This window comes from Micromonospora sp. WMMA2032 (assembly GCF_002688545.1).
GTDB classification, from domain to species: domain Bacteria; phylum Actinomycetota; class Actinomycetes; order Mycobacteriales; family Micromonosporaceae; genus Micromonospora; species Micromonospora sediminicola.
The window spans coordinates 4,385,992-4,407,415 of the sequence record NZ_CP024052.1; the positions used below are offsets into that span (position 1 = coordinate 4,385,992).

A 21,424-nucleotide genomic window follows, 5' to 3' on the forward strand; every position below is an offset into this window, starting at 1 on the left:
TGCCTCAGGCGACCCGGCCCGGCTGCCCGTCGTCGGTGACCACCGGGCGGCCGGCGGCGGCCCAGTCACCCATCCCGCCCTCGACGTTGCGCACCTGGTCCCAGCCGTTGCGGAGCAGGTAGCCGACGACCTGGCCGGAGCGCCCGCCGGAGCGGCAGATCACCGCCACCTCACGGTCGTCGGGGATCTCGGCGAGCCGGGCCGGCAGCTCGGTCATCGGCAGGTGATGGGCGGCCGGCGCGTGGCCGGCGGCCCACTCGTCGTCCTCACGGACGTCGAGCAGGTAGACGTCGTCGGGCACGGCCGACGCGGGGACGCTGGGAAGCTGGGCTCCGAACACGATTGCCAAGCCTAGCCGCCCGGACCGGTCAGAGCCGGGTGACCCAGCGGGAGTTGGCGCCGGCCCACTCCGGCACCCGCCGGTCGCGCAGCGCGGTGAAGAGCCCGTCGCCGCCGTTGTCCAGCACCACGTACGACACCTGATCGATGGTCTGTGGGTAGGAGGGGACCCGGACGCCGCGCAGGGCGTCCGCGGGCAGGCCGCGGAGCGCGAACAGCAGCTCGTCCAGGGGTACGCCGTTGGTGTCCACGGTCAGCGCCCCGCCGACGGCGCGCAGCACCCGGTCCAGTTTCACCGGGTCGGTGCGCAGGTGCGTCTCGCCGGCCCGGTCGAGCACGGCCCGCAGCATCTGCTGCTGGTGCCGTTGCCGGTCGAAGTCGCCCCCGGGCAGGTCGTAGCGCTGCCGGACGTAGTCCAGCGTCCGGGCCCCGTCCATCTGCTGGCAGCCGACGTCGAACCGGGTCTTCGTGTGGATCGAGCGGACCGGCGTGTCCACGCACATGGTGATGCCGCCGAGATGGTCGATCACCTGCTTGAAGCCGGAGAAGTCGATCAGCGCGGCGCCGTCGAAGCGGATGCCGGTGAGCCGGGTGAGGGTGGCGCTGAGCAGCCGGGCCCCGCCCTCGCCCCCGCCGCCGTGCTCGTACGCGGCGTTGACCTTGTCCTGGCCGCCCGGGAAGCCGGGGGCGGCCGGGACCGCGACGAGCAGGTCGCGCGGGACCGAGATCAGGTACGCCTGCCGCATCCCGGCCGGCACGTGCACGATCAGGATGCTGTCCGAGCGCTGGTCCTCCGGGTTCGCGCCGGGGCGGTGGTCGGAGCCGATCAGCAGGTAGTTGAGCGCCCCGTCCAGGTTCGTCCGCTTCTTGCGGGCGGTCGGGTCGAGCAGCTGCTCCTTGGCCACCGTGCGGTCGTAGCGGTGGGTGAGCCAGTTCAACCCGGCGACGCCGAGCGCGGCGAGCAGGACCAGGGCGAGCCCGGCGCCGAGCAGGAACCGGGGCCAGCGGGCCGGTCGGGCCGGCCCGCGTCGGTTCCGTGCTGGCCTGGACGTGACGATCCCCCCGTGGTCGCGACATGAGACCCGCTCACGTCAGGCTACGGGGGGATCGGCCGGAGGACGCCGGCTTCGGTCATTTACGGGTGGAGAGGACGGTCGGGTTGGCCACGATGAAGTCGGCCAGCTTGTCGTTCTTGACCGCCTGGAACATCTCCATGGTCGTCGCGTTGAACGTCTCCCGGCCGTTGCCGTTGCCGGCGAACGTGCCGCCGTTGGTGCGCAGCGTGACCAGGTCGTTGCCGCTCAGGTTCTTGAGCGTGAAGATGAAGTCGGCGATCGGCACGCCGCCGGTGTCCAGGACGAACGCCTTGCCGGCGGCCTTCATCAGCGAGTTCAGCTTGATCGGGTTGGTCAGCATGCCGCCCTCGGTGGCCTTCTTGGCCATCGCCTTGATCAGCTGCTGCTGGTTCTGCTGCCGGTCGTAGTCGCTGTTCGGCAGGCCGTAGCGCTGGCGGGAGTAGTCGAGCGCCTCCCAGCCCTCCATCTCCCGGCAGCCCTTCTTGTGCACCACGGGCTTGTAGGGCTTGCCGGTCTTCTTCGCGTCCGCGTTCCACATCGGCTTGCCCTCGACCATCGACATGTGGTGGGAGGGAACCTCGTGGCTGACGCAGATCCGCACGGTGCCCAGCGCGTCGATGACGTTCTTGAACCCGCCGAAGTTGATGATCGCGGCGCCGTCGAAGCTGATCCCGGTCATGCCCTTGATGGTCTTGGCCATCAGCTGGGCGCCGCCCTCCCAGCCGCCGCCGTTCTGCGCACCGTGGAAGAAGGCGGCGTTGATCTTGTCGGTGCCGCCCTTGTAGCCGCTGTCCTTGAACGCCGGGATGCGAGCCTCGGTGTCCCGCGGGATCGAGATCAGGTACGCCTGGTCGTGGCTGGCCGGGATGTGCAGGATGATGATCGTGTCCGACCGCACGTCGTCGGCCGCCCAGCGCGCCCGGGCGTCGACGCCGAGCAGCAGCATGTCGATCGGGCCCTCCAGGCTGCTGCCGCCCTCGGCCTCGCTCTTGCCCGCCTCGCCGAGCAGGTTGCGCTGGGCGATGTTGTTGGTCGCCTGGCCGATCACGGCCTTGCTGCCGACGATCGCCACCCCGCTGGTCACCATCAGGACGGCGCCGAGCACCAGGGTGAGCTTGGCCCAGAGCGGGTCCTTGCGCTTGGTGCGCTTCTTCTTCCCGCCACCGGGTCCACGGCCTCCGGGGCCGGGCTGGGTGGGGATGATCGGGGGGACCCGCCCGGATGATCCGGGCTCCAGTGAGTGCGGGCGGCGGCTGGTCTGGACCGACATGCGTGCTCCAGCTCGATGATCGGGGGCGGGACCACTGTACGTACCTGTTCCCGTTCTCGCGACCTCCTGAGGCGGCTATTCCCGTCAATACCGGCCGATCTCCCCGAGTTGTAGCCGAACGGGCGAGGGAGAGCGACCGGACGACGGTTGGCCGGTGTGGCGCCGCACGGTGGGGGTCAGTCGCCCGCGCTCTTCTGGTTGGCCCGCATCCACTCGGCCATCTTGTCCCCGACGATCGCCTGGTACATCGCCAGCGCCTTCTCCCGGTCGGAAACCACCACCGACTGGCCGTCGATGGTCTGGCCGCCCAGGTTGGGGCTGGTGACGAACGTCAGGTTCTCGCCGCGCAGGCTGCGGAACTGCACCGCCATGTCGGTCAACGAGAACCCCTGGTCGACCGTGACGGCGGCGGTGACCGCCTGGAGGAAGTCGTTCAGCTTCTTCGGGTTGCTCAGCGTCCCGGTGCTCGCCGCCTTGTCCATCAGCGCCTTGAGGAACTCCTGCTGGTGGCGCATCCGGGCGAAGTCGCCGTCGGGGAACTGCTTGCGCTGCCGGACCCAGTCCAGCGCCTCGGCGCCGTTCATGTGGTTCACGCCCTTGGTGAACGTCCGGTACGGCTTGTGGATCGAGGTGATCGTCCGCTCCACCTTGAGGTCGACCCCGCCCAGGGCGTCGGTGACGTCCTTGAAGCCGGCGAAGTCGATCGCCATGACGTGGTCGATCCGTACGTCGGTGAAGCACTCCACGGTCTTCACCGCGAGCGGGAGGCCGCCGAACGCGAACGCCGCGTTGATCTTGTTACGCGAGCCGGAGTCGCAGGTCGCGCCCGCGTTCTCCGGGATCGGCACGTACAGGTCGCGCGGAATGGAGACCAGGTAGGCGCTCTTGTGGTCGGCCGGGATGTGCATGACGATCACGGTGTCCGCGCGCCACTTGCCGGCGCCGTCGACCGGGGCGTCCGGGTCCCGGGAGTCGCTGCCCACGAGCAGGATGTTCAGCGCGCCGTCGACCTGCTTCGCCGGCCGTCCGCCGGTGATCTCGGAGAACGGGTCGGTCCGGGCCAGGTCGCCGTCGAGATTGCGGGCGTAGAGCCAGGCGCCGACGCCGCCGAGCAGCGCCAGCACGAGCACCGCGATGCCGGCGACCAGGCCGATCCGGCCCCAGCGCGGGCGGGGACCGCGTCGACCCGGCCCGCCCGGCCCGTCACCTGGTCCGCCCGGCCCGGTGGGTCCCACCGGCCCGCCGGGGCCGCCCGAGCGGGGCGCCTCGTCGGCCGAGGGGTACCAGCGGGCATCCGTGGCACGGGCGCGCGCGGCGGTGCTCCGGCCGGGGCCGGGAACCTGGGCGCGGCCCGCACCGCGGTTCAGGGGACGCGGGAGCGGAGCGCCGGCAGACGAGGTCGCTGACATGTAACCGAGGGTAGGTCGGCCCGGCCACCCTCACCCTCAGGCGCGCACCGGTGTCAGCCGGTTGCCAGCCGGGTTCAGTACCCTAGCCGCCCGCGGAAGTACTCGATCGTGCGTCGGAGGCCGTCTTCGGGCGTCACGGTCGGCTCGTATCCCAGCAGCTCGCGGGCGAGCGTCAGATCGGGCCGGCGCATCTCCGGGTCGTCCGAGGCGCGAGTGATGTAGCTCACCTCAGATGTGCTTCCGGTGAGTGACACGATCGTCTCGGCCAGTTGCCGCATCGACATCTCGTGCTCGGTGCCGCAGTTGATCGGGCCGGTCTCGGTCGAGTCGAGCAGCAGCAGGATGCCGCGTACCAGGTCGTCGACGTAGCAGATCGAGCGCGTCTGGTTGCCGGTGCCGTGCACCGTGATCGGGTCGCCGCGCAGCGCCTGGGAGATGAAGGTCGGGATCGCGCGGCCGTCGTCCGGGCGCATCCGCGGGCCGTACGTGTTGAAGATCCGCACGATCGCGGTGTCGGTGCCCCGGCTGCGGTGGTACGCCATGGTGGCCGCCTCCGAGAAGCGCTTCGCCTCGTCGTAGACGCTCCGGATGCCGATCGGGTTGACGTTGCCCCAGTACGTCTCGCGCTGCGGGTGCTCCTTCGGGTCCCCGTACGCCTCCGAGGTGGAGGCCATCAGGAACCGGGCACCGTCGGCGGTGGCCCGCTCCAGCAGCGCCAGCGTGGCCACCGAGCCGACCCGGAGGATCTCCACCGGCAGCTTCTCGAAGTCGGTGGGACTGGCCGGCGACGCCATGTGCAGGATCGCGTCGAACCGCTCGGCCACCGCCGGGTGGTGGGTCGGCAGGCCGTCCGAGATGTCCGCCTCGACCAGCGTGAAGGTCGGCTTCTCCAGCAGATGGACCAGGTTGTCCTTGGAGCCGGTGACGAAGTTGTCCAGCACCACCACCGAGCAGCCGCGCTCGACCAGCCGGTCGACCAGGTGGGACGGGACGAAACCGGCGCCGCCGGTGACGAGGATGCGGTGTCCGGCACCGAAGCGGGGAGCGACCTTCATGCCGGCCAGCCTATACAGGTGAGGAGGGACCCCCGCCCAGGACGGGGGTCCCTCCGGTCCAGCATGCCGATCAGTGGGCGCCGGCGCCGGTCAGCGAGCGCACCTCCAGTTCGGCGTACTTGTCGTCGTCGCTCTCCTTGGACAGGATCGTGCCGAGCCAGCCGCACAGGAAGCCGATCGGGATCGAGATGATGCCCGGGTTGGACAGCGGGAACCAGTGCCAGTCGTGGTCCGGGAACATGGCCGTCGGTGCCCCGGAGACGACCGGGGAGAAGAAGACCAGCAGCACCGCGGAGACGAGGCCGCCGTAGATCGCCCAGACCGCGCCCGAGGTGTTGAACCGCTTCCAGAACAGGCTGTAGAGGATCGCCGGCAGGTTGCCGGAGGCGGCGACCGCGAACGCCAACGCCACCAGGAACGCCACGTTCAGGCTCTGCGCGAAGATCGACAGGACGATCGACACGGCGCCGATCACCAGTGCGGAGATCCGGGCGACGGTCACCTCCTGCCGTTCCGACGCCTGACCGTTCTTCATCACGTTCGCGTAGAAGTCGTGCGCCAGGCTGGACGACGACGCCAGGGTCAGTCCGGCGACCACGGCGAGGATCGTGGCGAACGCGACCGCCGCGATGATCGCCAGCAGTGTCGCGCCGCCCAGGCTCCCGCCGAGGAAGTCCACGCCCAGCGCCTCGGCGAGCTGCGGCGCGGCCGTGTTGCCGGCCTTGTCCTGCGCGGTGATCGCCTGGCCGCCGACGATTGCCGCCGCGCCGAAGCCGAGGGCCAGCGTGAGCAGGTAGAAGCTGCCGATGATGCCGATCGCCCAGAGCACGCTCTTGCGGGCCGCCCGTGCGGTCGGCACGGTGTAGAAGCGGATCAGGATGTGCGGCAGGCCGGCCGTGCCGAGCACCAGCGCGATGCCCAGCGAGAGCAGGTCCATCTTGCTGTAGAACGTCTTCAGTGCGTCGCCGGGTGTCTCCACGCCGTAGCGCAATCCGGGTTCGAGGAACGCCGCCCCCTTGCCCGAGGCGTCGGCCGCGTCGCCGAGCAGCGAGGAGAGGTTGAACTTGTACTTGGCGAGCACCAGCAGCGTCATCACCAGCGCGCCGCTCATCAGCAGGAACGCCTTGACGATCTGCACGTAGGTGGTGCCCTTCATGCCGCCCACCGTGACGTAGATGATCATCAGGGCGCCGACCAGGATGATGGTGGCGACCTTCGCGGTGTCGGCGTCCATGCCGAGGAACGTGGTGCCGGGCTTGATGCCCAGGAGCAGGGCCACCAGTGCGCCGGCGCCGACCATCTGGGCCAGCAGGTAGAAGATCGACACGGTGATGGTGGAGACCGCCGCCGCGGTCCGGACCGGCCGCTGCCGCATCCGGAACGCCAGCACGTCCGCCATCGTGTACCGGCCGGAGTTGCGCAGCAGCTCGGCCACGAGCAGCAGCGCCACCAGCCAGGCGACCAGGAAGCCGATCGAGTAGAGGAAGCCGTCGTACCCGTAGAGGGCGATGATGCCGGCGATGCCCAGGAAGGACGCCGCCGACATGTAGTCGCCGCCGATCGCCATGCCGTTCTGGAAGCCGGAGAAGGACCGGCCGCCGGCGTAGAAGTCGGTGGCGGTCTTGGTCTGCCGGCTGGCCCAGACGGTGATCGCGAGCGTGATCGCCACGAACACCAGGAACAGCGTGATGGTGAGGTTCCGGGCGGTGGTGCTGCCCGCCTCAGCCGCGAGGACCGTGTTCATGGGTCACCTCCCCCATCTCGGCCCGGATCCGGTCGGCGACCGGGTCGATCCGCCGGTTGGCGAACCGCGAGTAGAGCCAGGCGATGACGAACGTCGAGACGAACTGGAGCAGGCCGAAGACGAGGGCGACGTTGATGTTGCCGATCAACTTCGTGCCCATGAATCCCCGCGCGTACGCGGAGAGGATGACGTAGAGCGCGTACCACAGGAAGAACGCGACGGTCATCGGGAAGATGAAGCCGCGCAGCGTGCGCCGCAACCCGGCGAACTCGTCCGATCGTTGGACGGCGAGGTACCGGTCCGCCGTCGACTCGGAGGGTGCGGACGCGGGTGTGTCCGTGGACATCTGTGGATCACCACCTTCGCAGGCGTGGGGAGTTTCGCGCACGGTAGAGAGCGCGCTCCCAGCCCGGAAAGGCCCGGTCGACCCCCGGCAGACACCTGCGCCGAACGGCACTCCCGCTGCGCCCAGTGACCCACGTCACTCCGCTAACCGGTCCACCCCTTCCGCGTCGATCATGAAGTTGGCAGTGGCGGTTGCCCGATTTTTCGCCGCCAACTTCATGATCGACGAGGTGAGGTTAGTCGGTCAGGTCGTGGTAGCGGCCTCGGTAGTGCAGCAGGGGTGGGGTGTCCTGGGGGAGGTCCACCGCCTCGATGGTGGCCTCGACCAGGAGGCCCCAGCCGTACTCCCGGGCGGTGTCGAGCCGACACCCGGCCCAGCCGCCGGCGTCCGCCGGCACCGGCCCGTACGGGGTGTCGGTCCACGCGTCGAGCGCGAACAGTCCGCCGGGCGACGGGAACAGGCCGGCGAACCGGTCGGCGAGCTGCCGGTGGTGCGGACCCAGCGGTGTGACCGCGAACCGCCCGGCCTCCTCGACCGCCGCCCACAGGTCCGACTCCGGGTCGACCAGGCCGAGCAGCTTGTCCGGCTCCCCCTCGGCCACCAGCGTGGACGAGACGGTCAGCCCGGCCGGGCCGGGCGCGGTCCAGAGCGTCACCGGGGCGGCCAGCCGCCCGCGCAGTCGGCGTACCGGCGAGCGCTGCCCGGCCGGCACCGCGAACGGATCGGTGTGGTGGATCTCGGCACCCGGCTCATGATTCACGTGAAACATTGTGCCGCCCCGGACCCGGGCCCAGCCCAGGAAGCGCCGGTGCAGGTCGGTGGCATCGGTGAGCTGCGCGTTCGCCTCGGCCAGCAGCCCGCCCAGGTGGAACAGCAACGCCGTCCGGTCGCCCCGGAACTCGACCAGCAGCTCGAGCCGCGCCGGCTGGCAGGGCCAGGGCGCCCCGCACGCCCGGCACCGCCACGCCGGCCGCATCGGCAGGTGCCCCCGACTCCGCACGGGGCTGGAGCCGTACCTCGTTCGTCCGCGCTCGTTCCGCATCGGCGTCCTCCCGGAAGGGGTCGCCCCGGCCGGGAGTGGTCGCGACGACCCGGCGCAGGACCGGCCGCCGGGTCGTCGCCTCCACCGGCCGGGCCGCGTGCCTCCACCCTGGACTCGGCCGTGTCGGCGAGGGAGGATTCCAGGGCTTACTACGCAGCGCGGTCACGTACTTACCGGAGAGGTAAGGATGAGCATCGAGGTGTGGATCCGGGCGTTGAAGGCCGCCCGGGCCGGGGCCGACGTCTCCCAGGAGGCGCTGGCGGCCACCATTCGCTGGAGCCCGTCGACGGTCGCCGCGATCGAGACCGGCCGCCGCCGGCCGACCATGGAGTTCGCGGTCGCCGCCGACCAGGCCCTCACCACCGGCGGTCTCCTCGCGCAACTGCTCAAGGCCGCCGATCAGGAGCGCGGTCCGTCGTGGTTCGTGCCGTGGCGGGGATACGAGCAGCAGGCGGTCAGGCTGCGCGCGTTCGAGGCGTGCCTGGTTCCGGGTCTGCTCCAGACCGAGGAGTACGCCCGCGCCGTTGTCTCCACCGGCGGTCTGCACCCACCGGCCGTGATCGAGGAGTTGGTGGCCCTGCGGATGGAACGGCAGCGACTGCTGCACCGGGAAGCACCGCCGCACTGCGTCTTTCTCCTGGACGAGACTGCGGTCCGGAGGCCGGTCGGTGGACCGGCGGTACTCGACCGACAGCTCGCCCGGTTGCTGGAACTCGCCGAGCTTCCGGCTGTGCGACTTCACGTCGTGCCGTTGGCGGTCGGGGAGCACGCTGGCCTCGGTGGTGGTTTCGTGCTGGCCGAGTTGGCGGACTCCGAGCGGGTGCTCTACCTGGAGAATGCCGCGCGGGGACACGTGGTCGACGACCCGGAGACAATCGGCTTGATCGAGCGGAAGTGGGATAGCCTCCTCGGCGAATCGCTGTCCACAGGAGCATCCCTGGATCTGGTCCGGAAGTTGAAGGTGACGCCATGACCTCCGACGAGCCCTGCTGGCGCACGTCGTCCCGATCGACCGACTCGGGCGGCAACTGTGTCGAGGTGGCGGACAACCTCCCCGGCGTGGTGCTGGTCCGGGACAGCAAGGACCGATCCGGCACGACCCTCACCCTCACCGCCGACACCTGGCGGTCCCTGGTCGCGCACCTGCGGCGGGCGAAGCTGGACTGATCGGCCTACCCTGCCGGCATGGCTCTCGTCCCACCGCAGAAGCTCGCCCAGGACCGGGTGGTCACCGCCGAGGCCGTCCTCGGCGGGCAGGTCGACCTGCGCGCCTACCCGTACAAGCACCTGATGGTCATCGCCCGGCACAAGTGGGGCAGCAGCGGGTTCCCGCCGCTCATGGAGGCGGTGGAGCACCTGTCGAACTACGGCTGGGAACTGGTCAACGTGCTCAGCGTCGGCGACGGCCACCACGTCTACGCGGCCGTGCGCCGCACCACCTGAGCCCGGGAGGCTCCGTGGCACTGCTGGAGATCGCCGTCACCACCATCGGCGGCGCGCTCTCGGCGACCGTCGGCGTGCTCGCCGGCGGGATGCTCACCCGCCGCGCCCAGGACCGGCACTGGTTACGGGACCGGCAGCTCGTGGCCTACCAGGACCTGCTGCGGGAGTACGCCACGTTCACGATGATCCTGCGTCGCGCCCACCTGGGACGTACGGGTTGGGACTACGACTGGGGGGCGTGGAGCGCCGCCTTGATGTCGGCCAGCCTCGTCGCCCCGATCTCGGTGGCCACCGAGATCGACAGGTTCGGTCAGGCGGTACAGGTGCTCCTGGACACCACGGCGGTGGACACCACCACCGCGCCGCTGTCCCAGGAGCAGTTCGAGCGGGCGATGGCCGCGCCGGCCCGGGCGCAACTGGACCTGGTCAACGCCATGCGTCGGTCGATGGGTCGGAACCAGGGTCCGCTGTCGGTGTGGTTGGGCGGAGCGGGTGGCCGCGCCCCCCACTGGCAGGACGGCGTCGTCAGCCCTCGCCGGCCCTGACCGGCCCCGGCCCTGGGTCGGCGAGCGCGCGGCGGGCGGCGGCCAGCACCTCCGGGTCGGCGCAGCCGGCCGCGTACCCGGCGATCCGGCGGCGGATGTCCCGACCGAGCAGCCAGACGCCGATCCGGTCGGCCACCGGGCGGAGGAACGCCGGCCGGCAGCGGAAGTTGTAGCGCCAGGTGGCGACCGTGGTGCCGGGGTCCGGTCCGGGCGCGAAGCGCCACCCGCCGCCGAACCGCTCGAAGAACCACGGCCCCCGCACCATCTTCATGCCGACGTTCGTCGGTGGCGCCCAGGAGACGTACTCGCTGACCATGACCAGGCCGTGCCGGGAGCGGGTGTACGTCCGCACGCCCCGGCCCGGCCGGGTCGCCCCGTCGACGAAGTGCTGCTCCCGCACGAACGGGTCCCAGCGGTAGCGGACCGGGGCCACGGTCTGGGAGACGGCGAAGGCCAGGTCCGGCGGGACCGGAACCGTGGTGACCGCCTCGACGACCGGCATCAGCGCCTCGGCGTGACCGCGGCCAGCAGCTCCGGCTGCCGGCGGTCGAGCGCATCCCCGGCCAGGTACGCGCCGAGCAGCGCCGCCCCCGCCCCGTACGCCAGGCCGAGCGGCAGCGCCAGCCAGAGCCAGACGTCGCCGAGCAGCGCGGCGGCCACCACGAACGGCACCGCCGCCACCGTCGAGGCGACCATGGAGAGCAGCGTGAACATGCTCTTCGCGATCCCCGCGCCGGTGTTCATGGCGAACGGGTTGCTCGTCTCCGGCAGCGAGTAGGCACCCAGCACCGAGATGAACCCGTTGATCGCCAACCCGCACCCGTACGCGGCGAACAGCCCGCCGGCCATCACGCCGAGCCACTGCGGGCGCCCCAGCACCAGAGCCAGCACGGCCGCGACCACGACCAGGATCGGCACCACGTAGAGCGAGAACGCGACCATCCGGGCGCGCAGCTCCACCCGCCCCGGCACGCCGGCCACCACGTTCGCCGCGTACCCGCTGCCGTCGAAGCCGAACTGGTTGGCCAGCGTCACCGACGCGAGCACCCCGACGAAGACCATGGAGAGGCTGACCAGCACGGGGCTCGCGTCGGCGGTGGCCTCGCCGAACGCCGCGCCGCCCTCGACCACGAAGCTGGCCCCGCCGAGGTTGACCATCACCGGCACGAACACGCCGACCACCGCGACCGTGATCAGGTTGGCCCGCCGCCGGGCGTCCCGCCACCAGTAGCGGCACTCCCGGGCGACCAGCGCGCCGAACCGGTCCCGCCGGGTCCAGCCGACCGCACGGGGAAAGAGCTGCGCGACCGCGCCGCCGACCGCACCCCGCGGCGCGCGGGCCGGCCCGGCGCTCGCCGCGCCCACCATCGCCGACTCCAGCGACCGCGACCACCAGAGCAGGAGTACGCCGAGCGTCGCGGCCGTGATCAGCAGCTTCGCCACCGCCGCGCCGGCCCGGCCCTCGGCCACGTCGACGCCGGCGGTCCAGGGCGCGCCGAACGGCGTCCAGCCGACCACCCGGGCCACCCCGGTCAACCGGTCCCAGTCGGCCTGCTGCACGGCGGCGACCACGAACAGCTGCAACGGCCCGAGCAACGCGGCCAGCACCGCGAGCAGCACCGCGGCCAGGTCCCGCACCCGGCGGGAGCGCAGCATGGTGGCGAACGCGCTGGTCACCGCGCGCGCCCCGGCCACGCAGACCAGCAGCCCGCCGAGCGCCCCGAGCGCGCCGACCAGCGCGGCCGACCATCCGCCCAGCGCGCCGGCGGTGACCACCAGCCCGGCCACCGTGACCACGGTGGCCAGTGCCGGCACGCTCACCAGCGCGGCGGCGAGCAGGCCGGTGACCAGGGTGCGGCGGGAGAGCGGGAGCAGCGCGAACCGGGCCGGGTCCAGCGTCTCGTCCACGCCGAAGAAGACGAGGGGCAGGAGCAGCCAGCCGAGCGTCAGCACGCCGCCGCCGAACGCGGCGGCCATCAGCGCGTACCGGGACTCGCCGGCCAGGCCCGGCGCGGCCAGCAGGAAGAACCCGACCCCGGCGAACCAGAGCCCGAACAGGACGCCCAGCACGAACAGCGCGATCCGCCACGCCTGGCCGCGGAAGTTGTTGCCCAGCACCCGCAGCTTGAGCCGGACGAAGTGCCGGGGCGAGACGGCCCGGGCCGGCGGCTCGACGGCGGTCACCGGGACAGCCACGACAACTCCTCACCGGTCGCGGTCCGGCCGCCGACCACCTCGACGAAGACCTCCTCCAGCGACCGGTCGCCGCGCACCTCGCCCAGCGTGCCCACCCGCTTGATCCGGCCGTCGGCCAGGATGGCCACGTGGGAGCAGAGCCGCTCGACCACCTCCATCACGTGGCTGGAGAAGATCACCGTGCCGCCACCGGTCACGTAGCGGTGCAGGATGTCCCGGATCAGCGCCGCCGACACCGGGTCGACCGCCTCGAACGGCTCGTCGAGCACCAGCAGGCGCGGGCCGTGCAGCAGCGCGCAGGCCAGGCCGATCTTCTTCTTCATGCCGGCCGAGTAGTCGACCACCAGCGTGCGGCCCGCGTCGGAGAGCGCCAGCACGTCGAGCAGCTCCGCCGCGCGCTGGTCGACCACCTTCGGGTCCATGCCCCGCAGCAGCCCGTGGTACGCCAGCAGTTCCGCCCCGCTCAGCCGGTCGAAGAGCCGGACCCCGTCCGGCATCACGCCGAGCAGGCTCTTGGCGCGTACCGGATCGGCCCAGACGTCGTACCCGAGCACCCGCGCCTCGCCGGCGTCGGGCCGCAGCAGGCCGACGGCCATGGAGAGGGTCGTGGTCTTGCCGGCCCCGTTCGGGCCGAGCAGGCCGTAGAACGAGCCGGTCGGCACGGCCAGGTCGACGCCCGCCACCGCGACCTTGGTGTCGAACCGCTTGGCCAGGCCACGCAGGGAGAGCGCCGGGTGCTGATCGGTCATGGTCCGACCGTAGCCCGCGCCGGCCACCGCGCAGTCCGGCCGAAGGACGATCTTCCCGTCATACCTGAGGGGTACGAGTCGGATCACGGACCGGGTGCAACCGACACCCCCGCTGGTGGGTGTCAGGCGCAGGGACGGCAACGGGGAGAGAGATGGATCCGGACAGTGCGTTCGAGGAGTTCTACCGGAACAGCAGGCAACGGGTCGTCACGGTGCTGTACGCGCTCGGCGGCGACCGCGGCGAGGCGCAGGACGCCGCCCAGGAGGCCTACGCGCGCGCCTGGCAGCGCTGGTCGCAGGTCAGCGCGTACGACGACCCGGAGGCGTGGGTGCGCACCGTCGGGCACCGGCTCCTGGTCAACCGGTGGCGGAAGATGCGCAACAGTGTCGTCGCCTACCGTCGGCACGGCCCGCAACCGGCGGTCGGTCCACCCTCGGAGAACACGGTCGCGCTGATCGCCGCGCTGCGGCAGTTGTCCGCGGAGCAGCGGGAGGCCATCGTCCTGCACCACCTGGCCGACCTGTCGGTCGCGGAGATCGCCGCGCAGACCGGCGTGCCGACCGGCACCGTCAAGGCCCGCCTCTCCCGAGGTCGCAGGGCCCTCGCCACCCTCCTCGACGTGACTCTCCCGGAGGAGGTCCGCCATGCCTGATCCGATCTTCTCGGGCCTCTACCAGGACACCGAGCACCTCATCTGGGCTCCCACCGACCAGGTGCGCCGCCGGGGCCGGCAGCGCGCCCGGCGTACCCGGATCGCCGCCGGCCTGGCCGCCGCGGTCGCGGTCGGCGTCGTCGCGACCGGCGTGGTCGCGTTCGCCGGCCCGCCGGAGAAGACCGCACCGCCGGTGCCCCCGGCGACCGTCGAGCCCACCACGCCGACGCCCACGCCGAGCCCCTCCCGGTCGGCCGAGCCGACGCCGAGCGGGAGCCCGAGCCGCACCACCCCGTCCGCGCCGGCCGCCACCAGCGGCACGCCCTCCGCCCGACCGCCGAGCCGGGCGGTCCCCGCCGCGGCGATGCTGCAACTCGCCGACCTGCCCACCGGCTTCACCAGGACGACGACTGTCGACGGCGACTGGTCCCTGGAGTCGGTGACCATCTACTGCGGGAACGAGTCGCCGTCGCTCCAGGTGGGGCAGGTGGCGAGCAGGTCGGTGCAGTTCGACTCGCCCAGCGACTGGATCGTGCAGCGGGTGACCCGGCACTCGGGCACGTCCGCCGCCACCGTGATGCAGCGGGTCCGCCAACTGGTCACCGGCTGTGCGCCGGCCCGCTCCGGTGACTCGTTGACGATCCTCGCCGAATCGTTGGGCGGGGACGACGCCCTGCTGGTGGGCAGTGAGATAGAGGGGACTCCCAGCCGGTGGCTCGTCGTCCGCCGAGGCGACCTGGTGGCACAACTCCGGATCGACCACCAGACGACCCCGGCCGAGGCCCGCCGGACCGCCTCGTCGGTGGCGGACCGCCTCTGCGCCGGCACCGACGCCTGCTGACCCCGTGGTCGCCGCCCCCGCCGTCCGGTGGGGGCGGCGGCCCCGCGTCACAGGCGCAGCGACTCCGGGGTGTGCAGGCGGAGCATGGTGGCGCCCACGTCGCGGGGCAGCCGCCGTCGGCTGGCCATGGAGACCACCACCATCACGGTGAACGCCAGCGGCACCGTCCACGCGGCCGGCTGGGTGGTCAGCGTCGCGGGCCAGCCGCTCAGCGGCGGGCCGAGCACGGTGAGCAGCACCGCGCCGATCGCCGCGCCGCCGCCGACCAGCACCCCGGCGGCGGCGCCCAGGTCGGTCAGGCCGCGCCACCAGATGCCCAGCACCAGCAGCGGGCAGAAGCTCGACGCGGCCACCGCGAACGCCAACCCGACCACCTGGGAGACGTCCAGCCCGGAGACGTTCAACGCGAGCACCGCCGGCACCCCGCCGGCGATCACCGTGGCGATCCGGAAGCCGCGTACCGAGCCCCGGCCCAGGACGTCCGTGGAGATCACCCCCGCCACGCTGGTGAGCAGGCCGGACGAGGTGGACAGGAAGGCCGCGAACGCGCCGGCGGCGACCAGCGCGGCGAGCAGCCGGCCGGTGGTGCCGTCGCCCAGCGCCGCGCCGGGCAGCAGCACCACCACCGCGTCGGTCTGCCCGGTGACCAGCAGCTGCGGGGTGTAGATCCGGCCCAGCACGCCGTAGATGGTGGGTAGCAGGTAGAAGACGCCGACCAGGGCCAGCACCACCAGCGTGGTGCGGCGCGCGGCGGCGCCGTCCGGGTTGGTGTAGAAGCGGACCAGCACGTGCGGCAGCCCCATGGTGCCGAGGAACGTGGCCAGGATCAGCGAGTACGTGGCGAACAGGCTCCGGTCGTCGTCGCCGGCGGTGTCCGGCAGCAGCCAGTCGACGGCGGCGGTCGCCGCGCCGGACACCTCGGGCACGGGGTCACCGGCGGCGAAGTCGAGGCGGTCGCCGGGGCGTACCTCCCGGACGTCGCCGTCGGGCAGGGTGAGCGTGGCGCGGTGCTCGACCACCACGGTGGTCGCGGTCCGGAACGTCGGCCCGTCGGGCGGGGCCACCGCCGGACGGGCGTCGGCCTGCCACTGCAAGGCCAGGAAGATCGCGGGTACGGCGAGCGCGGTGAGCTTCAACCAGTACTGGAAGGCCTGGACGAAGGTGATCGCCCGCATCCCGCCCAGCGCCACGTTCGCGGTCACCACCACGGCGACCAGGAGCGCGCCGACGGCGTAGGGCGCGCCGGTCAGCGTGGCCAGGGTCAGCCCGGCGCCCTGCAACTGCGGCACCAGGTAGAGCCACCCGATGAAGATCACGAAGACGGTGGCCAGGGTGCGCAGCCGGCGCGAGCCGAGCCGCACCTCGCAGAAGTCGGGCAGGGTGAACGCGCCGGACCGGCGCAGCGGCGCGGCCACGAACAGCAGCAGCGCCAGATAGCCGGCGGCGAAACCGACCGGGTACCAGAGCACGTCCACGCCGTACTTGAGGATCAGCCCGGCGACGCCCAGGAAGCTGGCCGCGGACAGGTACTCGCCGCCGATCGCGGCGGCGTTCCAGGTGGGGCTGACCGCCCGGGAGGCGACCAGGAAGTCGGAGGTGGTGCGGGCCAGCCGCAGCCCGTAGAAGCCGATGCCGACGGTGACCAGGGTGACCGCCACGATCGCCGGGACCACATAGCCGTTGGACATCAGCGCTCCGGCCGGTGCACCAGGTCGACGAAGTCCTGCTCGTTGCGCTCGGCCAGCCGCACGTACGCCCACCCGACCACGATCAGGAACGGGAAGGCGGCCACGCCGAGCAGCAGCCACGGCAGGTTGACCCCGAGCACGGTGACCCGGCCGACCGACGGCGCGATGGCGAACAGCCAGGGCAGCCCGCCCAGCCCGATCAGCACCAGCAGGCTGAGCCGCAGCGCGAGCGAGAGCTGGGCCCGCATCAGCCCCTGCACCAGCGTCTCGCCGACCCGGGTCTGCTGGGTCAGCTCGGAGCGGGTGCGGTCGGCCCGGCTGCCGGACCGGGACACTTCGGCCAGCACGATCCGGGTCCGCCGCGGCGGGTCGGCCGGTCGCGGCGGGCGCGGGCCGGGCACCGGGGCCGCCTCGACGGGCCGCCCCGGCCGACGCTCTTCCTCGGCTCCGGTCACCCCCGGCAGTCTCGCCTGCTCCGCCCGAATGTCAAGAGCACGTCGGCCGCCCCTGTGCACAACCTGTGGATAACGCTCCACACCTGTGGACAAGCCGGTGGATGAGCGGGGAGTCGTTGTGGACGACCGAGCGGGATGTCAGGGTGACCCGGTAGAGAGGAGGTGTGACAGTGACCACCCCGGCACGGCCCAGCAGCGGTGACTTCTGGACGGTGGACGACCTCCAGGACCTCCCCCAGGACGGCCAGGACTACGAGATCTTCGACGGGAGCCTGCTCGTGTCCCCACACGCGGACGTCCGCCACGGGGCGATCGCCAACCGCCTCCGCAGGCTCCTCGATCGGCAGGCCCCGGCCGGTCTGCTGGTGGGGCAGGACGTCGGGGTCAGCGCGAAGCGCTCGTCCTACTTCGTGCCGGACGTCTTCGTCGCCTACGAGGAGGCGCTGGAACGGGGTGGCGCGGCGCTCGCTCCGGCGGACGTGCTGCTCGTGGTCGAGGTCGTCTCACCCGGCAACGCCGGGCGTGACCTGGTGCTCAAGCGCCACGAGTACGGCGTGGCCGGCATTCCGCACTACTGGCTGGTGGAGCCGCGCAAGCAGACCCTGACGGTGCTGGAACACGTCGGTGCCGGCTACCGCGAGGCGACGGTCCTCTCCGCGACGGACGTGCACCGCACCGATCGGCCGTTCCCGCTCGTCCTGCCGATCGCCGACATCTTCTGAGCGTCGCCCGGAACCTTCCTCCTGCCTCGTGAGTGGGCAGGTGGGGCGCACCTGGGACCGGTTCCTGCTGGCGTCCCCCTGAGCCGCCGCGAGGGCCGGTCCCACCGGACCGGCCCTCGCGGAGGTCGTCCGGATCAGCTGGTCGGGACCACCAGGTCCGCGGTGAGCGTGCCGGTGGCCGGCACGACGAACAGCCCCAGCTTGCGGGTGCCGTCCGGGCCGGTCACCAGGTAGCGGCCGGAGTAGTCCTGGTCGGCGAGCCTGACGTCGTAGGTGAAGTAGACGCGCTGCTTGCCGGTGACCCGCATGGTGAACCGCCCGTCGGACATCCAGCCGGCGCCGGCGATGTCGCCGGTGTCGGCGCTGCGGGCGATGACCCAGCCGCTGGTGAACGGCGCGCCGTCCGGGTCGGTGAACGTGCCGGTCACCGTGGTGCCCGGCCGCATGGTGGTGTCGTGGGTCGCCGTGCCGCCGGCGGTCACCGTCACCGGCGTGGCGGTGTAGCGGCTGACCGCGTCACCGGACCAGTGGGGGGCGTACGGGTGGGCGCCGAACACCACCGGCCAGTCGTACGGGCCGAGCCGCTCGAGCGTGTACCGGCCCTGCTCGTCGGTGGTGGCATCGTTGACACCCACACCGGGGTGACCGGTCAGCACCGAGACGTCGACCGAGTTCGCCGGCTCGCCCGTGGCCGCGTCCGTCACCGTGCCGGTGATCCGGCCGGCCGGGTCGAGCCGGACCTGCGGCCCGGCCGTCACCGTGCCGACGGTCGCGGCGACGGTGGCGGCCTGCCGCTCGTCACCGGTGCCGCCCTCGGCGCCCACCCACTGCCGGCCGTAGGCGGTCTGGCCCGGGTCGGCGAAGAGCCGGTAGGTGCCGGCGGCCAGCGGACCCACCCGGATCCGACCGGCCTGGTCGCTGCAGTTGCCGTGCCCGTCCACCAGCCTGGCCTGCTTGGGCAGGAAGGCGTCGAGGCAGACGTCGGCCACCGGCCGTCCGGTGGCCCGGTCGACGATGGTGGTGCTGATGGCCGCGCCCGGCCGCATCTTCGGTGCGACCTCGGTGGTCTGGCCGGCCACCACCTTGACGCCGGTGAGCTGGCGGGCGAAGTGCAGGGAATCGGGTGAGTGGAGGTAGAGGTCGTGCCGGCCCTGCGGCAGGCCGGTGAGGGTGACGACGCCGGTGCCTCCGCTGCACGTCTCGTCCGAGTTGACGCAGAAGTCGGTCACCGGGGCGCCGCTGACCGAGTCGACGGCACGGATCCGCACGGATCCGGTACCGACCAGCGCGTCGGTGATCCGGGTCCGCTGGCCACCCCGCACCACCACCAGGTTCGCGTCGGTGTAGTCGAGCTTGCCGCGGTAGTACTGCGTCCGGTCGCCGGCCTCGAAGCGCACCTTGTAGGAGCCGGCCAGCAGCGCCGGGACGGTGAAGGTGCCGTCGGCCCCGGTCTGGGTGTCGACCCCGCCGTACATGTTGGCGGTGTTCACCGCGACCTGGGCGGAGGCGAGCGGCTCGCCGGCCGCGGTGGTGAAACGGCCGGTGAGGCTGCCGGTGGGCAGCACCGTCTCGTCGACGACGGTCTCCTCGTCGGCGGTCACCCGGTAACGGCCGGCGTCGACCTCGTCGAGCTTCCCCGGAACGTACTGGGTCTGGTAGGAGCCCTCGATCGGGCGGAAGGAGAGGGTGTAGCTGCCGGGGACGGCGGCGATCCGGAAGCGGCCGTCCTCGTCGGTCGACCCGTAGGCGTGCTCGGAGTTCTCGGACTCGTCGGCGAAGACACTCAGCCAGGCGACGGGTGCGCCGGCGGTGTCGGTGATCCGCCCGGTGAGCAGCCCGGTGGCCCGGAGCTGGTCGTCGGCGGTGACGCTCTCGCCGCTGCCGACCGTCACCGGGTCGGCGTCCCAGATCATGGCCTTCTGCCGGTAGTACTGGTCGGGGCGGTCGACCGGGTGGAAGCCGACGATGTAGCGACCGGCGTCCAGACCGCCCACCGACCAGCGGCCGTCGCCGTCGGTGGTGGTCCAGCCCGCCGTGGCGTAGCTGTCGGCGTCGAACACCTCGACCTGGGCGTCGGCCGCACCGGCGCCGGCGCTGGTGGTCAGTCGTCCGCTGACCGTGCTGGTCTCCGCGGCCTGCGCCGGGGTGACCCCGGGCAGGACCAGGAGGCCGGTGACGACGGCCGCCGTGGCGGCACGACGTGCGAGGGCAAAGCGCATCTGCGTCCCAACGTGAGAGTGGTCGGGGCGACCCCACGCAGGCTCCGCCCACGCCGCCCCCCGCGCCCCGTCCGGGATCGGCTCGGAAAGGATAGCGACAAGGTGTGACAGGCATCGATCAGCCGTACCGGCGGAATCGACTGTGGACTCACTCCAGGCCGACCCGGACCGGGTGGGCGGTGGCGGAGCCGAGCCACGTGTGCGGGTTGCCGAACCAGCACCAGCCGAGCTTCGGCGCGCCCTGGCTGATCCAGAGCGCCGGCACCCGCTTGTCGCCGCAGCGCGAGCCGACCAGCGAGAAGCACCGGTTGCTGGCCAGCGCCTGCGGGCGCAGGGTGACGAAGGCCAGGCCCTCGTCGATGGTGATCGGCAGCCGGCCCTTCGCGGTCATGTCCTCCAGCGCGGCCGACGGTGTCCGGTTCCGGTACTCCTCGCCGCGGTCCACGTCGAAGAGCAGGTACGCCGGCCCGGGCGGCACCTCCAGCTCCTTGATCGGGTGGAACGTGGGCAGGTCGTCGGCGGGGAAGTTCCGGTCCAGCACGCCGGGCTTGCGTCTGCCGGCGAGTGTGGTGAGCGCGATCCGCTCCGGGACCGGTGTCAGCTCCCGCGTGGTCACCAGCAGGAACGGCGCTCGCGCGTCGGTCGGGCCGGCCAACCCGACGGCGCCGGCGACCGCCGCGTCGCGCAGCGGGCTGAGCAGGGTGCGGAACGCCTCCTCGGTGCGCCCGGCGAGGGCCGGGTAACCGAGCCGGACCAGGTGGTCGAGCTGGCGGTCGAATTCGGCGCCCGGGTCGAAGCGGTCATCGGTCATGCGCTCTCCGCTCTCTCGTACCGTCTGCCGTACATTGTACGTCAGCGCGTCAGCGGCTCCAGTCCTGCTTGGCGGCGCGAACCAACTTGTCCTTCAACTCGCGCGTGTGCCGGCGGCTCACCGGCAGCTCGCTCCCGTCGATCACCACCACGTAGCCGGAGTTGACCAACCGCAGCTCGGCGATGAGCCGCAGCTGCACCAGGTAGGAGCGGTGGATCCGGACGAACCCCGCATCCGCCCAGCGCTCGGCGAGCGTGGCCAGCGAGACCCGGACCAGATGCGACCCCTCCGCGGTGTGCAGCCGGGCGTAGTCGCCCTGCGCCTCCACCCAGCGCACCGCCGACCGGGGCAGCATCCGGGTGGTGCCGGCCAGCTCCACCGGGATGGTCGGATCCTCCTCCGCCCGGGCCAGCGCCGCCGGGTGCGACGGCACCACCCGCGAGCCGATCACCCGGCGCAGCGACTCGGCCAACCGCTCGGCGCGGACCGGCTTGCGCACGTAGTCGGTGGCGCCCAGGTCGAACGCGTCCACCGCACCGTCGTCGTACGCGGTGACGAAGACGATCGCCGGCGGCCGGGCGAACCGGCGCAGCACCCGGGCCAGCTCCATGCCGTCCAGCCCGGGCATCCGGATGTCGAGGAACACCACGTCCACGTCGTCGTCGCGGAGCACCCGCAGCGCCTCGGTGGCGTCCCCGGCGGTGTGCAGCCGAGCCACCCGTGGATCGGCGCGCAGGTGGTAGGCCAGCTCGTCGAGCGCCGGCGGCTCGTCGTCGACCGCCAGCACCCGCAGGAATCCGGAGGCGCTCACCACGCCGACC

Annotated in this window: 23 protein-coding genes; 7 read left to right on the plus strand and 16 right to left on the minus strand. The window is 72.2% G+C overall.

The genetic code is table 11. From position 1 onward, the window contains the following. Positions 1–4: 4 nt before the first annotated feature. From CO540_RS20320 to CO540_RS20355, 8 genes are all read right to left on the minus strand, one after another. Positions 5–340 carry a rhodanese-like domain-containing protein gene (locus tag CO540_RS20320; protein WP_091567965.1) on the minus strand — a complete coding sequence of 112 codons (336 nt, stop codon included), beginning with the start codon at positions 338–340 and terminating at the stop codon, positions 5–7. Positions 341–368: 28 nt separating this feature from the next. Next, positions 369–1,277 carry an LCP family protein gene (locus tag CO540_RS20325; RefSeq protein WP_253866097.1) on the minus strand — a complete coding sequence of 303 codons (909 nt, stop codon included), beginning with the start codon at positions 1,275–1,277 and terminating at the stop codon, positions 369–371. A 193-nt stretch (positions 1,278–1,470) separates the two neighbouring features. Beyond that, a complete protein-coding gene (locus tag CO540_RS20330) occupies positions 1,471–2,685 on the minus strand; it encodes an LCP family protein (protein WP_099163248.1) in 1,215 nt (404 codons plus the stop codon). Positions 2,686–2,861: 176 nt separating this feature from the next. Continuing rightward, on the minus strand, positions 2,862–4,094 hold the full coding sequence (locus tag CO540_RS20335) for an LCP family protein (protein WP_099163249.1): 1,233 nt from the start codon (positions 4,092–4,094) through the stop codon (positions 2,862–2,864). A 74-nt stretch (positions 4,095–4,168) separates the two neighbouring features. Continuing rightward, on the minus strand, positions 4,169–5,149 hold the full coding sequence (locus CO540_RS20340; RefSeq protein WP_099163250.1) for an NAD-dependent epimerase/dehydratase family protein: 981 nt from the start codon (positions 5,147–5,149) through the stop codon (positions 4,169–4,171). A 70-nt stretch (positions 5,150–5,219) separates the two neighbouring features. Continuing rightward, positions 5,220–6,893 carry a cation acetate symporter gene (locus tag CO540_RS20345; protein ID WP_099163251.1) on the minus strand — a complete coding sequence of 558 codons (1,674 nt, stop codon included), beginning with the start codon at positions 6,891–6,893 and terminating at the stop codon, positions 5,220–5,222. Further along, a complete protein-coding gene (locus CO540_RS20350) occupies positions 6,871–7,239 on the minus strand; it encodes a DUF485 domain-containing protein (protein WP_099163252.1) in 369 nt (122 codons plus the stop codon). Before CO540_RS20350 ends, CO540_RS20345 begins: the two co-directional genes overlap by 23 nt. Before the next feature lie 235 nt (positions 7,240–7,474). Next, the gene (locus CO540_RS20355) at positions 7,475–8,215 is read right to left on the minus strand and encodes a flavin reductase family protein (protein WP_099164867.1); all 741 of its coding nucleotides are present in this window, start codon (positions 8,213–8,215) and stop codon (positions 7,475–7,477) included. 253 nt (positions 8,216–8,468) lie between these two features. Here CO540_RS20355 and CO540_RS20360 point away from each other — a divergent pair, with 253 nt between their 5' ends. From CO540_RS20360 to CO540_RS20375, 4 genes are read left to right on the plus strand one after another with little or no spacing between them, the layout of a single operon-like run. Further along, positions 8,469–9,254 carry a helix-turn-helix transcriptional regulator gene (locus CO540_RS20360; protein WP_099163253.1) on the plus strand — a complete coding sequence of 262 codons (786 nt, stop codon included), beginning with the start codon at positions 8,469–8,471 and terminating at the stop codon, positions 9,252–9,254. After that, positions 9,251–9,448, plus strand: a complete 198-nt coding sequence (locus CO540_RS20365; RefSeq protein ID WP_099163254.1) for a DUF397 domain-containing protein — start codon at positions 9,251–9,253, stop codon at positions 9,446–9,448. Before CO540_RS20360 ends, CO540_RS20365 begins: the two co-directional genes overlap by 4 nt. A gap of 18 nt (positions 9,449–9,466) precedes the next feature. Further along, a complete protein-coding gene (locus tag CO540_RS20370; protein WP_091568006.1) occupies positions 9,467–9,724 on the plus strand; it encodes a hypothetical protein in 258 nt (85 codons plus the stop codon). A gap of 14 nt (positions 9,725–9,738) precedes the next feature. Then, a complete protein-coding gene (locus tag CO540_RS20375; RefSeq protein WP_099163255.1) occupies positions 9,739–10,269 on the plus strand; it encodes a hypothetical protein in 531 nt (176 codons plus the stop codon). On the opposite strand, the gene CO540_RS20380 is transcribed toward CO540_RS20375, so the two are convergent. The 3 genes from CO540_RS20380 to CO540_RS20390 are packed head-to-tail and all read right to left on the minus strand — an operon-like array spanning position 10,250 to position 13,214. Further along, entirely contained in the window at positions 10,250–10,771 is a 522-nt protein-coding gene (locus CO540_RS20380; protein WP_099163256.1) for a type II toxin-antitoxin system RatA family toxin, read from the minus strand. The genes CO540_RS20375 and CO540_RS20380 overlap by 20 nt on opposite strands. Then, positions 10,771–12,465 carry an ABC transporter permease gene (locus CO540_RS20385; protein ID WP_099163257.1) on the minus strand — a complete coding sequence of 565 codons (1,695 nt, stop codon included), beginning with the start codon at positions 12,463–12,465 and terminating at the stop codon, positions 10,771–10,773. Before CO540_RS20385 ends, CO540_RS20380 begins: the two co-directional genes overlap by 1 nt. Continuing rightward, positions 12,450–13,214: an ABC transporter ATP-binding protein gene (locus tag CO540_RS20390; RefSeq protein WP_091576792.1), complete on the minus strand. Its 765-nt coding sequence runs from the start codon at positions 13,212–13,214 to the stop codon at positions 12,450–12,452. Before CO540_RS20390 ends, CO540_RS20385 begins: the two co-directional genes overlap by 16 nt. 152 nt (positions 13,215–13,366) lie before the next feature. Between CO540_RS20390 and CO540_RS20395 the strand changes: the two genes are divergently transcribed. Both CO540_RS20395 and CO540_RS31030 read left to right on the plus strand, forming a co-directional pair. Then, on the plus strand, positions 13,367–13,867 hold the full coding sequence (locus CO540_RS20395; protein WP_099163258.1) for a SigE family RNA polymerase sigma factor: 501 nt from the start codon (positions 13,367–13,369) through the stop codon (positions 13,865–13,867). After that, positions 13,860–14,708 carry a hypothetical protein gene (locus tag CO540_RS31030; protein WP_253866099.1) on the plus strand — a complete coding sequence of 283 codons (849 nt, stop codon included), beginning with the start codon at positions 13,860–13,862 and terminating at the stop codon, positions 14,706–14,708. Before CO540_RS20395 ends, CO540_RS31030 begins: the two co-directional genes overlap by 8 nt. A 47-nt stretch (positions 14,709–14,755) precedes the next feature. Here CO540_RS31030 and CO540_RS20405 read toward each other — a convergent pair whose 3' ends face one another. Together CO540_RS20405 and CO540_RS20410 are read right to left on the minus strand one after the other, a co-directional pair. After that, the gene (locus CO540_RS20405) at positions 14,756–16,396 is read right to left on the minus strand and encodes a cation acetate symporter (protein ID WP_099163259.1); all 1,641 of its coding nucleotides are present in this window, start codon (positions 16,394–16,396) and stop codon (positions 14,756–14,758) included. After that, positions 16,396–16,797 (minus strand): hypothetical protein, encoded by a 402-nt coding sequence (locus tag CO540_RS20410; RefSeq protein WP_099164869.1) that lies wholly within the window; start codon positions 16,795–16,797, stop codon positions 16,396–16,398. Before CO540_RS20410 ends, CO540_RS20405 begins: the two co-directional genes overlap by 1 nt. A 224-nt stretch (positions 16,798–17,021) precedes the next feature. Here CO540_RS20410 and CO540_RS20415 point away from each other — a divergent pair, with 224 nt between their 5' ends. Then, on the plus strand, positions 17,022–17,573 hold the full coding sequence (locus CO540_RS20415; RefSeq protein WP_157779163.1) for a Uma2 family endonuclease: 552 nt from the start codon (positions 17,022–17,024) through the stop codon (positions 17,571–17,573). A 134-nt stretch (positions 17,574–17,707) separates the two neighbouring features. Here the strand turns inward: CO540_RS20415 and CO540_RS20420 are convergent, their stop codons facing one another. The 3 genes from CO540_RS20420 to CO540_RS20430 form a co-directional block, all read right to left on the minus strand. Continuing rightward, positions 17,708–19,792 carry a carboxypeptidase-like regulatory domain-containing protein gene (locus CO540_RS20420; RefSeq protein ID WP_099163261.1) on the minus strand — a complete coding sequence of 695 codons (2,085 nt, stop codon included), beginning with the start codon at positions 19,790–19,792 and terminating at the stop codon, positions 17,708–17,710. Between the two features lie 148 nt (positions 19,793–19,940). Beyond that, positions 19,941–20,603 (minus strand): DUF5701 family protein, encoded by a 663-nt coding sequence (locus CO540_RS20425; protein ID WP_099163262.1) that lies wholly within the window; start codon positions 20,601–20,603, stop codon positions 19,941–19,943. A gap of 49 nt (positions 20,604–20,652) precedes the next feature. Further along, complete coding sequence (locus CO540_RS20430; protein ID WP_091576795.1) at positions 20,653–21,414, minus strand: LytTR family DNA-binding domain-containing protein; 762 nt, start codon at positions 21,412–21,414, stop codon at positions 20,653–20,655. Positions 21,415–21,424: the final 10 nt, after the last annotated feature.

What these genes read in the sequence shown, in the direction of transcription:
- CO540_RS20330 (WP_099163248.1), bottom strand. Translation starts at nt 2,685, where the DNA reads ATGTCGGTCCAGACCAGCCGCCGCCCGCACTCACTGGAGCCCGGATCA.
- CO540_RS20335 (WP_099163249.1), bottom strand. Translation starts at nt 4,094, where the DNA reads ATGTCAGCGACCTCGTCTGCCGGCGCTCCGCTCCCGCGTCCCCTGAAC.
- CO540_RS20340 (WP_099163250.1), bottom strand. Translation starts at nt 5,149, where the DNA reads ATGAAGGTCGCTCCCCGCTTCGGTGCCGGACACCGCATCCTCGTCACC.
- CO540_RS20345 (WP_099163251.1), bottom strand. Translation starts at nt 6,893, where the DNA reads ATGAACACGGTCCTCGCGGCTGAGGCGGGCAGCACCACCGCCCGGAAC.
- CO540_RS20350 (WP_099163252.1), bottom strand. Translation starts at nt 7,239, where the DNA reads ATGTCCACGGACACACCCGCGTCCGCACCCTCCGAGTCGACGGCGGAC.
- CO540_RS20355 (WP_099164867.1), bottom strand. Translation starts at nt 8,215, where the DNA reads ATGCGGCCGGCGTGGCGGTGCCGGGCGTGCGGGGCGCCCTGGCCCTGC.
- CO540_RS20360 (WP_099163253.1), top strand. Translation starts at nt 8,469, where the DNA reads ATGAGCATCGAGGTGTGGATCCGGGCGTTGAAGGCCGCCCGGGCCGGG.
- CO540_RS20365 (WP_099163254.1), top strand. Translation starts at nt 9,251, where the DNA reads ATGACCTCCGACGAGCCCTGCTGGCGCACGTCGTCCCGATCGACCGAC.
- CO540_RS20370 (WP_091568006.1), top strand. Translation starts at nt 9,467, where the DNA reads ATGGCTCTCGTCCCACCGCAGAAGCTCGCCCAGGACCGGGTGGTCACC.
- CO540_RS20380 (WP_099163256.1), bottom strand. Translation starts at nt 10,771, where the DNA reads ATGCCGGTCGTCGAGGCGGTCACCACGGTTCCGGTCCCGCCGGACCTG.
- CO540_RS20390 (WP_091576792.1), bottom strand. Translation starts at nt 13,214, where the DNA reads ATGACCGATCAGCACCCGGCGCTCTCCCTGCGTGGCCTGGCCAAGCGG.
- CO540_RS20395 (WP_099163258.1), top strand. Translation starts at nt 13,367, where the DNA reads ATGGATCCGGACAGTGCGTTCGAGGAGTTCTACCGGAACAGCAGGCAA.
- CO540_RS31030 (WP_253866099.1), top strand. Translation starts at nt 13,860, where the DNA reads ATGCCTGATCCGATCTTCTCGGGCCTCTACCAGGACACCGAGCACCTC.
- CO540_RS20405 (WP_099163259.1), bottom strand. Translation starts at nt 16,396, where the DNA reads ATGTCCAACGGCTATGTGGTCCCGGCGATCGTGGCGGTCACCCTGGTC.
- CO540_RS20420 (WP_099163261.1), bottom strand. Translation starts at nt 19,792, where the DNA reads ATGCGCTTTGCCCTCGCACGTCGTGCCGCCACGGCGGCCGTCGTCACC.
- CO540_RS20425 (WP_099163262.1), bottom strand. Translation starts at nt 20,603, where the DNA reads ATGACCGATGACCGCTTCGACCCGGGCGCCGAATTCGACCGCCAGCTC.